This is a genomic window from Pseudothermotoga thermarum DSM 5069 (assembly GCF_000217815.1).
GTDB lineage: Bacteria > Thermotogota > Thermotogae > Thermotogales > DSM-5069 > Pseudothermotoga > Pseudothermotoga thermarum.
In genome coordinates this window covers 1,450,658-1,463,207 of record NC_015707.1, presented here as the reverse complement: position 1 = coordinate 1,463,207, position 12,550 = coordinate 1,450,658, and the positions used below count along the sequence as shown (strand labels likewise).

The window sequence follows — 12,550 nt, the reverse complement described above, 5'->3', positions numbered from 1 at the left end:
TAAAATTCAATCAACGAAATTGGAAATCCTCAAGTTCTATTACTATTTTATCGTTCACCAAAACAGTTTTGAGAGCAAGCGGAATGTCTTTCTTTATGACCCAAGAAATCTGCGGGATATCGTTCACATAAAAAGTGTACTTTTTTCCTTTGTACTGTCCAACCTTTTCTTCGCCCTCGGCGACGACTTTCATGTTTCCGTAGCTTAAGGGAACTGGGCTTTCCAAGTTTGCCATTTCCAAAATCCCAGCGTAGGCGAAACTTGTAGCCATGAACGTCCACCAATGCGGAATCATGATCTCAGCCAAAGAAATTTGTTCCCCTTTGGCTGTGAACTTTGTCCAATACATTACCTCGTAGTTATCCTTTGATCCCTTAATCTCAACTCCAGCATAGAAGGTTTCTTCTGGTGTGGTAATTTTGTAGGTAAGCGATTTGAAGGTAAAAAGGTTCGTTTCAAATCTGTAAGCAAAAAGTGTTGAGATTGCACAAACCAAAACAATGAAGAAAAGTTTTCTCATAACTATCCCCCCTTGGGTTGAGTCAGTACAAAAAATTCAACGCTCGTTGGATTAGAAATTCGTTAAAAAACCAAAGATCAAAATTCCTGCAAAACCGCTTGTGAATATCAACCACAGTGGATTGATCTTAAATTTACGCAAACCAATGAACACACCAGTTGCAAGGATCATAGTCCAAACATCAAGAAATCTTGGAAGAGAAAGGCTGATCAACGTAACTAGTACCATCACCGTCGTAAAACCCATCAAAGCCGCTGACCATCTTGTTTTATCGATGGAAACCTTTGTTGAAAGTAAAACTATGCATAACACGATCAGTATTGGGGGAAGCAAGAAGAAAAAAGTGTTCAAGAAAGCCCCAAGTAATCCTGCATGTCTGTAACCTGTATATGTGGCGAGGTTAATGGCAACTGGTCCTGGAGTCACCTGAGCGATTGCAACTGCTTGGGTAAACTCGGACAACGACAGAATCCCGTTTTCCATCATTTCCCTTTGAAGCAGACCGACTACCGCCCAGCCACCACCGAAAGAGAAAAATCCTATTTTCAAAAACACCAAGATCATTTTCAAAATCATTTTCCAACACCCCTAAGGTAAAGCAGCGCTATTGTTCCAAGAAAGACAGGTATCAAGAAAGCAGATTTGTACAACAATAAAATCGTTCCCACACTTACAATCAATATGTTGTAAGCAGACCACCTTTGTCTTCTCAAAAGATCATACAAAACGTTGAAAACCAAGCCAATAACGGCCGCATAACAACCTTTTAAAAAAGCTTGAACGTATATTGAATTCAAATGCGGCCTTAAAATGCTTGCAACAGCAACTATTGCAAAAAACGGTGGAAGCACAACTGCTATTCCAGCGGTCAGCGAGCCAAGCGGACCAGCCACTCTTTTGCCAAGCAAAACAGCTGTGTTGAAAGCTATAGGACCTGGAATGGCTTGAGCAAGGGATAAGTCTTTGTAAAACTCTTCTTCCGAAGCCCACTTAAGCTTTTTCGCCTCCCACTGCATAACAGCAACCATGGCATAACCTCCACCCAAGGTGAGCGAAGAAATTCGAAAAAAAGTTAAAAAGATTTTACCAAGCAACTTCAAATCGCATTTGACCTGCAAATTGATCCCTCCAGCAACTTTCTTCTTCCACAAGCATAAGTTAACACATGAACGTGAAAAAAACAATAAAAAAATGGGGCACGGCGCCCCAACCGCGAGGAGGTGTTATCTATCGTGAAGAGGTTGCTGGTTGCCAAAGTTACTCATCCTCGATTGAAATAGTACAATATTCAAAATTCCGCTTCAAGCTTTTTAATTGTATCGTTTGCATGTTGTTACGCCTAATTTATAGGTGAAAACGCGTGTAAAAATAAGCAACAAAAGGTGTAACAAAGAAACAGGAAAAAATCGAAATTTTTGGGCTATAATTTGCAATAACCAGTTATAAAGGGGGATTATTAGATGAAATGCGGTATTGTTGGTGTTGGGAACATAGGTGGAATAATAGCTAAAAGGTTGGTGGAAACAGGTACGTTGGACAAATCGGAACTCTTTCTTGCAAGTCGAACCTTTGAAAGGCTTAAACCTTTTGCAGAACAAGGTTTTCAAATCTCATCGGTAAAAGAAATTGCAGAAAAATGTGAAGTGATTTTTCTTTGCGTAAAACCTCAAGACAGCGATAAAATGTTCGAAGAACTTGGGGAAGCACCGGACAGATTGATAATCAGCACCATGACAGGTGTGACGATTAAAAGAATCGTGGAAAGGACAAAAAGCGTGAAAGTTGTCAGAATAATGCCGAACATTCCATCCATGATTGGACAGGGAGTTATAGGTCTTGCAAAGTCAGAAAGTTTGAATCAGCAAGATTGGCAGACGGTTGAAAAGTTACTTTCATGTCTTGGAAAGATATTCGAAGTCAAAGAAGAATTGATACCTGCGGTGACTGCACTCAGCGGAAGTGGTCCTGCGTTTATATTCGTCATAGTAGACGCTCTGATAGACGCCGGTATAAGGATGGGGCTATCTTATGATCTTTCAAGAAGAATGGTTTTGGAAACGATGAAAGGTTCGGCTGAACTTCTGCTTCAGCTTGGAAATCATCCTGGAGAGTTCAGACATGTCGTCACTTCGCCTGCGGGAACAACGATAGAAGGTATTTATAGAATGGAAAGAGAGAGAGTCAGAGGAGCTTTGATGAAAACAATCCAAGACACATACATGCGAGCGCTTGAACTACAAAAGGAATGAGGTGTTGAATCGTGAAAAAAATTCTGGCAATTTTACTTTTGCTGCCCTCCGTTTTTGTTGTCTCGGTTCAGTTTGCGACCCTTTACAAAGATGGTTACGTGGGAAACAAAACCGATTTACACGTTTTGGGCTTTCCAATAAAAGTAGCGGTGTACGGTGATTCAAGATATGGAGACTCAATTCACAGGCAAATCGTAAGCTTGATAGATCAACTAAAACCTCACATTGTTGTTCACCTTGGAGATATGGTCAACTCTGGGGACAACCTTCAAGACTGGCAAACGTTTTTCGAAATTGTTTCTCCATTGCTTGAGTATAGTTTCTTTCAACCGGTTAAAGGTAACCACGAAAAACCGGATGTTTATTACAGAGAATACTTTGGTAGATATGGTCTTTACAACTACTGGGCGCAGGTTGGAGATTGGTTGTTTGTGTTTCTCGATCCAGATGTTGGTGTAGATAGATTGAAAAAGTTCTTAAAGTCGTTAGATTATCAAGGGAAAAAGGTTTTGATTTTCACGCATTATCCACTTTTCAGTGGAGGACCACATGGAGAAACTGCGACAGTCAAAAGACTTCAAGTTCTGCATGAAACCTTCAAGGAAATGAATGTTCTCGCGGTCTTCAGCGGACATGATCACAACTACCAAAGGATAGTTAAAGACGGTATAACCTACATTGTAACCGGTGGAGGGGGTTCTCCACTTTACAACGTCAGGAAAATAGAAGGAACGATTGTTGCACTTAGAAGGTACCACTTTGTCTTTCTTGAACTAGCAGAAACGCTCAAGGCTAAGGTAATTTCCAGATACGGCGAAATACTGGACGAATTTGAAATCATCCCATAGCTGCTATTTCTCTATCGTATGAATCGGTAAGCCGCTGTTCAAAGCCAAAACGTATATCTGCGCATTTCTTTCAACATTTTCGCAAATTCTAAAAGCTTCTTCAAGTGAACCGCCAGCACATATCAAACCATGGTTTGCCATTATCACAGCTTTGCTTTTTTTCATAGCTTCAACAACGTTTTTTGCTAGTTCCTCAGTTCCAGCCGGTGCGTATTGCGATACAGGTATCTCCGGCGCTATTAAAAAAACACTTTCCGTTAAAGCCGGCAAAGGTTTTCTCAAAACAGATAGAACACTTGAATAAACCGAGTGGGTGTGAATTATGGCTTTGACTTCCTTGAAATTTTTGTATATTTCAAGGTGAAGTTTGTATTCGATGGATGGTTTTATACTGCCAAAAACCATATTTCCCTCAAAATCTATCACCGGTATTTGTTCGGCTGATCTTTCTTCGTAAGGAATCCCACTTGGGCTTATAACGACAAAACCATCCTTGGTTCTCAAACTTATGTTTCCCATACCATCCCTAACATGACCCAATTGATAGAGCTTTTTACCCCATTCTATTATTGCAAGTCTTTCTTTTAGAAACAACTTTGTCCACCTCCTAGAAACCTTTCCACTTCTTCTAAAGTTGGCAAAGCCGGTATTGCTCCACGTTTTGTTACGCACAAACCAGCTACAGCATTGGCAAACCTAACAATTTGTTCCATGTCTTTATACGATAACTCCCAAGGCAAAAGTTCTACCCTTGAAAGTTTATAGAGCACAGCACCTAAAAAAGCATCTCCAGCACCTGTTGTATCGACAACCTTAACGTTGAAAGCAGGAACATGACCTTGCCCTTTTGAAAAGGCAAAATAGCAACCTTTGCTACCCATAGTTATAAAAACCAACTTTGTACCCATTTTCATCACCGTTTTTAAAGCCTTTTCCAAATCTTCTTCGCTTGTTAACAAATACAATTCTTCTTGAGACAACTTAACTATGTGAGCATATTTCAAAGCTTCCACCATAACCTGCTTTGCCACTTTGGGATCTTTCCAAATCATTGGTCTGTGATTTGGATCATAAGAGATGAGCTTTGAAAGTTTTGTAGCAAACTCCACGGCTTTCGTGGTGGCTTTTTTGCAGGTTGGATAAGATAAAGACAACGAACCAAAGTGAAAGATTTTGGCGTTTTCTATCAAGCTCAAATCAACATCATCGCTTTCAAGAAGAGCATCAGCGCCTGGATTTCTCACAAAGGTAAAACTTCTCTCTCCTTTTTCATCAAGATGAACAAAGGTAAGTGTTGTTGGGGATAGATCTGTGAACTTCAAGCCTTTGGTTTCCACACCATTTTTCTCAAGAACTTTTTTCAAAAAGTAACCAAAATAATCTTCTCCAACCTTCCCTATAAAAGCGCTTTTTCCACCAAGTTTTGAAACAGCTACGGCAACGTTTGCTGGTGCACCGCCAGGATTCATTTGATAGACAGGATAACCTTCGGCTGAAAATCCCGCGGGGGTGAAATCGATTAAAAGCTCTCCGAGTGCTACAACGTCGTAAATCAAGCTGGGTCACCTCGGCAATGTTAAAAGTCATTCACTTTGGGAAGTACAAATTTCGGAGGTCAAAAGTGATTTTACACGATACATTTCACGATCTGCTTTTTCTATGAGTTCCTCCAAAGTTTTTCCATCTTCCGGGAAAATTGCAACACCAGCGCATGCACTTATGTTGAAAACTTGACCATCGATAACAATGGGTTGAAGAATGAGTTGCAAGACTCTATCGACAATTTGTTTTGCTTGATCTCTATCGGCGTTTTGTACAAATATGCCGAACTCGTCTCCCCCAAGCCTCCCGACCAAGTCCGACGTTTTGACGGCATTTTTAAGCCTTTTTCCTATTACCTCTAAAACTTTGTCACCAACTTTGTGACCGTGTTCGTCATTGACCATTTTGAATCTGTTGAGATCAATAAATACAACAGCTACAGGTTGATTTTTTGCCTCAAGTTGCTTCAAAAGCTTTTGCGCCTGTGTCAAAAAGCTGTAGCGATTCATAAGCCCTGTAAGCGAATCTTTTGTTGCTACATCCAAAAGCCGTTTGTTAAGATCATCGCTGAGAAACAAAATCAAATTGACTACACAAACTCCTACACCAGCTATGCCTAGAATGGATTCAACAAGGTGAAAATGCGGATGTGAAAAAAGTGAAAAAACCTTCGAGTATGCAAGCAGAAGTACACCAAAACGAAGCAGTGAAAATTTTGAAAAAGGAAGAAGGGAATATATCAGAAATCTCAGAGAAAGGTCTAGCAAGTTTAGAAATAATATCCAACCAACTACAGGTTGAAAGAAGCTCAGCAAAATTAAAATTGTTCCGAATATCAAAATTAAGCCCCTTAAGACTCCACCCCTCATTTTACTTCACCCACGGCTTTGATTTACGCTTTTAATTTTAGCGCCTTATTTTGTAAATTTATGTTACCGTTAGATTTCTTTTAAGAAACGTAAGGCTTGACCATTGTGGTGTTGACTTTTAATCAAAATGAATTGTAAAATTGCCTCGGTGATCTGAATGTTTTTCTTTGAGGAAACTAAAAAACACAAATTGAATTTGTCCAAACCTGCTCTTTTGATAATCGATATGCAAAACTATTTCTGCGATAAATCTTCGCCAGCTTATCTATCTGGTGTTGAGAATGTGATACCAAAAATGGAAACTCTTTCAAGAAAATTTTTCCAACTTGGCTATTTGGTGATAGCAACAATTCACGTTGGAGCAAGCAGAATGATGAAAGAATGGTGGGGAAACGAAATTGGCCAAGAATTTGCAAGGTTTTCACTGAACGTTGAACCAACGAAAATCTTGTTCAAAAACACTTACGACGCTTTCTATGGAACAGATCTTGAGGAAATCTTGTTGAGTAACAAAGTTGAACAAGTGGTTTTAACCGGTGTTATGACGCATCTTTGCGTTGAAACAACGGCTCGCAGTGCTTTTGTGAAAGGCTTTGAAGTTGTTGTGGTTGAGGATGCCACATGGGATAAAAACGATTGGTACCACTTTGCATCGCTCAAAAACCTTGCCCATGGTTTTGCGGTCATTTGTAAGGCCGACGATGTAATATGCACGTTGGAGTCGTAGGAGCAGGACCTGCGGGAATTTCGGCTGCACTTTTTCTCTCAAGGTACAACTTCGATGTCACGCTGTTTGAAAAGGACACCATTGGTGGCTTGATAATCAACGCTTGGAAGGTTGAAAATTTTCCGGTATTCCATCCGCTTTCAGGCGAGGAAATTGCTCAAATTCTCAAAGCTAGGCTTATGGAAAGCCCTGTTAAAGTGGTGCTTCAGGAAGTATTTGAAGTTCATGGCACAACCGTCAAAACAAACACAAACGTTTATGAATTTGATAAACTCATAATTGCCAGCGGTACTGTACCGGTAAAAATTTTGGAATTCGAAGTAGATCAAAACGTCGTCTATGAGTATAGGTTTCTACCAAAAGGAATCAAATGTCTTGCAATTTACGGTGCCGGCGATGTGGCTTTCGATTCAGCCTTGAAAGCAAAAGAAAACGGAGTAAAATTCGTCCACATATTCAACCGTGGGAAAACCGTTAAAGCTGTGCCAAAGTTGGTCGAATGTGCAAAGAATGCTGGCATAATTTATCATGAGGAAGAACCAATTTTGCGAGTATCACCTGGTTTGAAAGTAGAAACAGAAAGGGAAATCTACGATTTCGATGCATTGTTGATATCCATAGGAAGAAAGCCTAATCTTTCTTTCATCAAGGAAAGCTCCAACAATCAGTACATCGTTGGGGATGCTCGCGGTGGTTTTAGACAGATGAGCATAGCCATTGGAAGCGCTATAGAAACGGCTATGCGAATAGTTATGGAGGTGCGTGAAAGTTGAAGATACTTGCAAAATACGGTAAAGACGATCTTGCAACGGTTTTTGTTGGAGAAACATCCTCTGGAAAATTGGTTGAATTTGTCCAATCACTTCAACCACCGTTGAGTCGAAGTGAAAAATGGGTTTTGATAGTCTCAACACTCGTAGGTTGTCCGGTGGGATGTCCTATGTGCGATGCTGGAGGGTACTATCACGGAAAGCTTACAACCCAAGACATTCTAGAACAAATAGAGTTTTTGATTGGATATTACTTTCCATCTGGAAAGGTGGATACCAAAAAGTTCAAGATACAGTTCGCAAGAGTTGGTGAACCTGCGTTCAACGAAAATGTCTTAGAGGTTTTGGAAAAAATATCCCACTATGAAAATTTGATTCCATCGATTTCAACGATAGCTCCCCTAGGAACAGACAAATTCTTTGAAAAGCTCATCGAAGTGAAAAACAAGCATTATCTTGGAAGATTTCAACTGCAGTTTTCAATTCACTCAACTGATGAAACTCAACGCGATAAAATCATGCCGGTTGCAAAGTGGTCTTTGGAGAAAATAGCAAAGTATGGGGAAAGATTCGTGTGCTCTAAAGACAGGAAAATTACCTTGAACTTCGCTGTTGCTAAAGATTACAAACTAGATCCTGAGGTTATAAAAAGGTTTTTTGATCCTAAAAAATTTCTCATCAAGATAACACCGGTGAATCCTACCTACAATGCGATCAAAAATTCTATAGTCTCAGACGTGGATGTTCTCACTGGCATGCCGATAACACACAAAGACTTTGTGGAAAATCTTTCAAAAGCCGGCTATGAGATCATCTTAAGCGTTGGAGAGCTTGAAGAGAACAAGATTGGAAGTAACTGTGGACAGTATGTTCAAAGACATCTTCTGGAAAAGGGAAAACTTCCTGAAGCTTACAGCTATGTTGGCTGACCTTTTTTCTTGATAGTTTTGTCCTCAATGGTTAATTCTTTGAGAAAATCTTTCATCATCGTCAAAATCTCACGTCTAACAGAATCTGAAGAAAAAGTCACTGAGTAGGGAAACGATCTTTCCTGCACATAAAATTTGAGCAAAAATTGTCTGCCAGATTTTGTCCGCTGGTCCACAACCACAATTTTCTTTAGTTTTGGGGCTTCTATACGATGTTGTTTAATTCCTGGCAGAATTATTTCATAATCACTCAGAAAAATGCCTTGAGAATAATTTTTATATTGAAAAGTCACAACCGTTGAGATTGTTACAATGGGCACCAAAACAACAAACGGAAGGAACCTATCCAATAAATTTGTTTCACTTTGTGTTCCAAAAAACAAAATCATCGTTATCACGACTGTAGCTGTCCACAAGAACCAACAATTTATTTTCAGGTTTCGCATCATCTTTTCGTCTTTAAACCACATTGGCTATCCCCTGAAACTATTTTGCCACAATTTTAGAAAATCCAAGGAAAGAAAAAGTGAAAAAAGAAAAGGCCGATCACAATGAAATCAGTGAGTCGATGCAAAAATAACCAACGTTGTTTCAGAAATTTCCTAAGCAGATAATAAACGAAAAGAACAAGCACACCGAGCCACAGCAATAACCCGGTGTGCCAGTAAAGTCCTCTTAACGCAAGATAGCCGTGTGTTATACCAGTTATAAGCAGAGCAATACCAGTGTACCTATGGAATAATCGATCCGTATCTTAAGAACTTTGCGGCCTTTTTATTTTTCTTCAACAAGCGCTTCACGGGAAACAACGAAAAATTGTAAAAAAGAAGCACCACACTTATCCAAGCAAAGACTTTGTAAGCTACCATATTCTATACCCTACAACTGGAATGTCTTTAAGAACCTCGACGTCCGGATGATCATGCCCACACGACGGTCCAAGCTCACATTCAAACTGCGTTGTGTAATCTTTTCCTGCGGGTGCAGCTGAATCCAAATTTAGCCTGTTTCTCCAATCGGCAACTTGGGTGACATCGTAGACTTTGTTTCCAACCATTATGAAAGATTTGAAAAGTTCCCCTGCTCTTACTATCGCTTTAACTTTTGTTCCATCGTATATGGACAAGTTTTCTTCGTCAAAGACCAACAAACCTATTGGATAAATGTGTGATCTTTTCAAAAGCTCAACGTGTCCTGGCCTTTGGGAAATTTCATAAGTCAATTCATTACCCATTGGATATGCGTAATGAACACCATCTTTTACCGTTTGAGATTGACTCATATCGTATACAACGCCAAGAACTGCCGCGTAAGATTTTGCTCCGCCTTTACCGTTGTATTTTTGAAGTTGCTGTGGTGTAAAAACTAGTATTCCAAAAGGTTTGAAACCTTCAAGCTTTTTGACACCGTGGGGTGAGAGCTTGACTATATCGTGCGTCAGTTCTTCTCCAGCGTTGTGACGATTGGCATGCGTTCCGTCCTTCCAAAGCCTTGACCAAGATACATCGTAAACTATCCCGTTTACTGCAACCATTGCTGGACCGTCTTTGCCATTGTACTTTTTAAGCTCGTCAATGGTTATTCCAAGAATTCCAACAAAGTTGTCATCTGTGAGTTTTGAAGGATCAACTTCCTGTCTTGTCAAAAATTTCTTTGGATGCTCAAACGCGTAAACAACTCCTTCAACTGAAACGTAGTTGGGCGTTTCAAGCAAAGTTTTAAGGCTTATTATCATGTACTCTCCGTTGAACTTTGTCACATCGAATTTGTCCAAAGTTGGCGCGGCAAAAACAAGAAAAGCAACAGCCGTTAGAATGCCGATGATAGAAAGACGTTTCATAAATTCATACCTCCTTTGTAGGGATTTTCTAAGTTAAAGAATAATGGCAAAAGTTATTATTGTCAAGTTACAAAATGAAATTGCCATCAAAATTAACAATCTTCTTTTTGTTTTCGCCACAACTTCACCGTGATATAATTCAAATTGTGAAATGTTACGCAAACGCTTTTCAAAGGAGGTAAATTAGATGGCTTCGGTGAAAATTGCCATTATTGGTGCTGGCAGTGCGGTTTTTTCGATGAGGCTTGTGAATGATCTTTGTAAAACCAAAGGCTTAGCTGGCAGTTTGGTCAGTCTCATGGACATCGATCAGAAACGACTTGAAGGTGTTTACGATCTTGCCAGAAGGTATGTTGAAGAACTTGGTGCAGATTTGAAGTTTGAGAAAACAATGGACCTTGAGGTTGCTTTAAAAGATGCTGATTTCGTCATAAACACTGCTTTGGTTGGAGGGCATTGGTACCTTGAAAAGGTAAGGGAAATCAGCCAAAAGCATGGTTATTACCGTGGGATAGATGCACAAGAATTCAACATGGTTTCGGACTATTACACGATAAGCAATTTCAATCAGTTGAAGTTTTTTGTTGACGTTGCAAGGCTTATGGAGAAGTTATGTCCGAAGGCGTGGCTTTTACAGACTGCAAATCCCGTCTTTGAGGGTACGAATTTAATAAGAAGGTGTTCAAACATAAAAGTTGTTGGATTCTGTCATGGGCACTATGGGGTACATGAGATGGTTGAGGCACTTGGGCTAGATATAGAGAAGGTGGACTGGCAGGTTGCTGGGTTCAACCATGCGATATGGTTGAACAGGTTTGTTGTGGAAGGGAAGAACGGCTATGAACTTTTGGACAAGTGGATAGAAAAGAATTCTCACACATGGAAGCCGAAGACACCGTTTGATTTGCAGCTTAGTCCTGCTGCGATAGACATGTACAAATTTTACGGTCAGCTTCCGATAGGAGACACGCCGAGGAATGGTTCGTGGAAGTACAACTACAATTTAGAGGTTAAGAAGAAATGGTACGGTGAACCTTGGGGAGGAGCGGATTCGGAGCTAGGGTGGAAGTGGTATCAAGACATGCTGCAGGCTACGACGAATGCGATAGAGTACTTGCAAAAGAACAAGTTTATAAAGTTGCTGCAGCTTGAGACGTACATGAAGCTTGCGCCGGAAGGAATACCTGAGGAGCTGAAGCAACAGGCGAAGATATTTGCATCGCCTGACAAGTTGAGTGGCGAGCAGCACATACTGTTCATAGATTCTTTGGTTAACAACATTCCAAGAAGGTTTGTGATAAATGTGCCGAACGAGGGCTACATACCGCAGTTACCGGATGGGGTTGTGGTGGAGGTACCTGCGATAGTTGACGCGAAAGGTTGGCACGTAGAGAAGATAGAACCGCCGTTGACGGACAGAGTGGTGAAGTACTATTTGATGCCGAGGATGATGAGAATGGAAATGGCATTGGATGCGATAATGAACGGAGACAAGGATGTTTTGATTGAATTTTTAATAAGAGATCCAAGGACGAAGTCTTACGAACAAGCTGTTGCAGTGATAGAGGAAATAATGTCTTTACCGGGAAATGAAAAGATGAAAGAACACTATGAAAAACGAATCAAATTATGATATACTTTCATCAAGAGATATTTTCAAAAGGAGGGCTGAAGTATGAAAAAACTTTTGGTATTTGCAGTTGTCTTGGTATCTGTCGCAGCATTTGCGGCTGTCAACTTGGACGTCTTTGGTGCGTATCACTTCACTTTGAGTGCATCACCAACAGATGCGGCATCTTTAACTTACCTAACTTTTGGTGGAGCAGCCATGTTTGAAGTTGCCGAAGGAGTAGAAATCGGTGGTGGGGTCGGTTTAGCTTACTTTCTAAAAGGCGTTGAAGATTTTTTGCCTGAAGCTTCTCAAACAAAAATGACTTTGGACCTTCTAGTAGTTGCAAAATACTTCCTGCCAATCGATGACTTTTCGGGCTTGACCTTCAAAGGTTACGGTGGTTTGTCTGTTCCAAACTTCACAAAATTTGATGCCCTTGGTTACGTTGTCGGTATAGGTTTGTACTATACCTTCGACCTAGTTGACTTCAAATTTGGTGTTGGTGCAGGAATTGAGATGAGAACCTACAAAGACAAAAGAAGCGCTACAACAATTCCAGTTGGAGCCTTGCTCAACGTTAGGTTCTAAAAAGACATCGAAAATAAAAAACCCCGGCATCAGCCGGGGTTTTATTATGGTCAGGT

At 40.3% G+C, this 12,550-nt stretch carries 15 protein-coding genes; 7 read left to right on the top strand and 8 right to left on the bottom strand.

Annotated features, from left to right (window positions below):
• Nucleotides 1–10: 10 nt before the first annotated feature.
• Genes THETH_RS07365 through THETH_RS07355 form a run of 3 tightly spaced genes read right to left on the bottom strand, consistent with a single transcriptional unit; the run spans nt 11 to nt 1,638 of the window.
• Nucleotides 11–520 carry a hypothetical protein gene (locus THETH_RS07365; protein ID WP_013932723.1) on the bottom strand — a complete coding sequence of 170 codons (510 nt, stop codon included), beginning with the start codon at nt 518–520 and terminating at the stop codon, nt 11–13.
• Between the two features lie 51 nt (nt 521–571).
• Nucleotides 572–1,096 (bottom strand): chromate transporter, encoded by a 525-nt coding sequence (locus tag THETH_RS07360; RefSeq protein WP_013932722.1) that lies wholly within the window; start codon nt 1,094–1,096, stop codon nt 572–574.
• Nucleotides 1,093–1,638 carry a chromate transporter gene (locus THETH_RS07355; RefSeq protein ID WP_013932721.1) on the bottom strand — a complete coding sequence of 182 codons (546 nt, stop codon included), beginning with the start codon at nt 1,636–1,638 and terminating at the stop codon, nt 1,093–1,095. The genes THETH_RS07360 and THETH_RS07355 overlap by 4 nt, the downstream gene beginning before the upstream one ends.
• A 342-nt stretch (nt 1,639–1,980) precedes the next feature.
• Between THETH_RS07355 and proC the strand changes: the two genes are divergently transcribed.
• Complete coding sequence (gene proC, locus THETH_RS07350; protein ID WP_013932720.1) at nt 1,981–2,769, top strand: pyrroline-5-carboxylate reductase; 789 nt, start codon at nt 1,981–1,983, stop codon at nt 2,767–2,769.
• Between the two features lie 11 nt (nt 2,770–2,780).
• The gene (locus THETH_RS07345; protein WP_013932719.1) at nt 2,781–3,617 is read left to right on the top strand and encodes a metallophosphoesterase family protein; all 837 of its coding nucleotides are present in this window, start codon (nt 2,781–2,783) and stop codon (nt 3,615–3,617) included.
• Nucleotides 3,618–3,620: 3 nt separating this feature from the next.
• Here the strand turns inward: THETH_RS07345 and THETH_RS07340 are convergent, their stop codons facing one another.
• Genes THETH_RS07340 through THETH_RS10360 form a run of 3 tightly spaced genes read right to left on the bottom strand, consistent with a single transcriptional unit; the run spans nt 3,621 to nt 6,028 of the window.
• The gene (locus tag THETH_RS07340; protein ID WP_013932718.1) at nt 3,621–4,211 is read right to left on the bottom strand and encodes a class II aldolase/adducin family protein; all 591 of its coding nucleotides are present in this window, start codon (nt 4,209–4,211) and stop codon (nt 3,621–3,623) included.
• Nucleotides 4,202–5,173, bottom strand: coding sequence for a carbohydrate kinase family protein (locus tag THETH_RS07335; protein WP_013932717.1), 972 nt, complete (start codon nt 5,171–5,173; stop codon nt 4,202–4,204). The genes THETH_RS07340 and THETH_RS07335 overlap by 10 nt, the downstream gene beginning before the upstream one ends.
• Before the next feature lie 27 nt (nt 5,174–5,200).
• Nucleotides 5,201–6,028, bottom strand: a complete 828-nt coding sequence (locus tag THETH_RS10360; protein ID WP_013932716.1) for a GGDEF domain-containing protein — start codon at nt 6,026–6,028, stop codon at nt 5,201–5,203.
• A 157-nt stretch (nt 6,029–6,185) separates the two neighbouring features.
• On the opposite strand from THETH_RS10360, the gene THETH_RS07325 reads away from it, so the two are divergent.
• From THETH_RS07325 to THETH_RS07315, 3 genes are read left to right on the top strand one after another with little or no spacing between them, the layout of a single operon-like run.
• On the top strand, nt 6,186–6,755 hold the full coding sequence (locus THETH_RS07325; RefSeq protein ID WP_013932715.1) for an isochorismatase family protein: 570 nt from the start codon (nt 6,186–6,188) through the stop codon (nt 6,753–6,755).
• A complete protein-coding gene (locus THETH_RS07320; RefSeq protein WP_013932714.1) occupies nt 6,737–7,528 on the top strand; it encodes an NAD(P)/FAD-dependent oxidoreductase in 792 nt (263 codons plus the stop codon). Before THETH_RS07325 ends, THETH_RS07320 begins: the two co-directional genes overlap by 19 nt.
• Nucleotides 7,525–8,454, top strand: coding sequence for a radical SAM protein (locus THETH_RS07315; protein WP_013932713.1), 930 nt, complete (start codon nt 7,525–7,527; stop codon nt 8,452–8,454). The genes THETH_RS07320 and THETH_RS07315 overlap by 4 nt, the downstream gene beginning before the upstream one ends.
• Here the strand turns inward: THETH_RS07315 and THETH_RS07310 are convergent.
• Both THETH_RS07310 and THETH_RS10710 read right to left on the bottom strand, forming a co-directional pair.
• Nucleotides 8,442–8,924: a hypothetical protein gene (locus tag THETH_RS07310; protein WP_013932712.1), complete on the bottom strand. Its 483-nt coding sequence runs from the start codon at nt 8,922–8,924 to the stop codon at nt 8,442–8,444. The two genes, THETH_RS07315 and THETH_RS07310, sit on opposite strands and share 13 nt — an antisense overlap.
• A gap of 392 nt (nt 8,925–9,316) precedes the next feature.
• On the bottom strand, nt 9,317–10,294 hold the full coding sequence (locus THETH_RS10710; RefSeq protein ID WP_013932711.1) for a cytochrome b5-like heme/steroid binding domain-containing protein: 978 nt from the start codon (nt 10,292–10,294) through the stop codon (nt 9,317–9,319).
• Nucleotides 10,295–10,481: 187 nt separating this feature from the next.
• On the opposite strand from THETH_RS10710, the gene aglA reads away from it, so the two are divergent.
• The gene (gene aglA, locus THETH_RS07300; protein ID WP_013932710.1) at nt 10,482–11,927 is read left to right on the top strand and encodes an alpha-glucosidase AglA; all 1,446 of its coding nucleotides are present in this window, start codon (nt 10,482–10,484) and stop codon (nt 11,925–11,927) included.
• Between the two features lie 42 nt (nt 11,928–11,969).
• On the top strand, nt 11,970–12,494 hold the full coding sequence (locus THETH_RS07295) for a hypothetical protein (protein ID WP_013932709.1): 525 nt from the start codon (nt 11,970–11,972) through the stop codon (nt 12,492–12,494).
• Nucleotides 12,495–12,550 lie beyond the last annotated feature (56 nt).

Excerpts from the sequence above, each read along its gene's own strand:
- THETH_RS07365 (WP_013932723.1), bottom strand. The coding sequence starts at position 520 with ATGAGAAAACTTTTCTTCATTGTTTTGGTTTGTGCAATCTCAACACTT.
- THETH_RS07360 (WP_013932722.1), bottom strand. The coding sequence starts at position 1,096 with ATGATTTTGAAAATGATCTTGGTGTTTTTGAAAATAGGATTTTTCTCT.
- proC (WP_013932720.1), top strand. The coding sequence starts at position 1,981 with ATGAAATGCGGTATTGTTGGTGTTGGGAACATAGGTGGAATAATAGCT.
- THETH_RS10360 (WP_013932716.1), bottom strand. The coding sequence starts at position 6,028 with ATGAGGGGTGGAGTCTTAAGGGGCTTAATTTTGATATTCGGAACAATT.
- THETH_RS07325 (WP_013932715.1), top strand. The coding sequence starts at position 6,186 with ATGTTTTTCTTTGAGGAAACTAAAAAACACAAATTGAATTTGTCCAAA.
- THETH_RS07320 (WP_013932714.1), top strand. The coding sequence starts at position 6,737 with ATGCACGTTGGAGTCGTAGGAGCAGGACCTGCGGGAATTTCGGCTGCA.
- THETH_RS07310 (WP_013932712.1), bottom strand. The coding sequence starts at position 8,924 with ATGTGGTTTAAAGACGAAAAGATGATGCGAAACCTGAAAATAAATTGT.
- THETH_RS10710 (WP_013932711.1), bottom strand. The coding sequence starts at position 10,294 with ATGAAACGTCTTTCTATCATCGGCATTCTAACGGCTGTTGCTTTTCTT.
- aglA (WP_013932710.1), top strand. The coding sequence starts at position 10,482 with ATGGCTTCGGTGAAAATTGCCATTATTGGTGCTGGCAGTGCGGTTTTT.
- THETH_RS07295 (WP_013932709.1), top strand. The coding sequence starts at position 11,970 with ATGAAAAAACTTTTGGTATTTGCAGTTGTCTTGGTATCTGTCGCAGCA.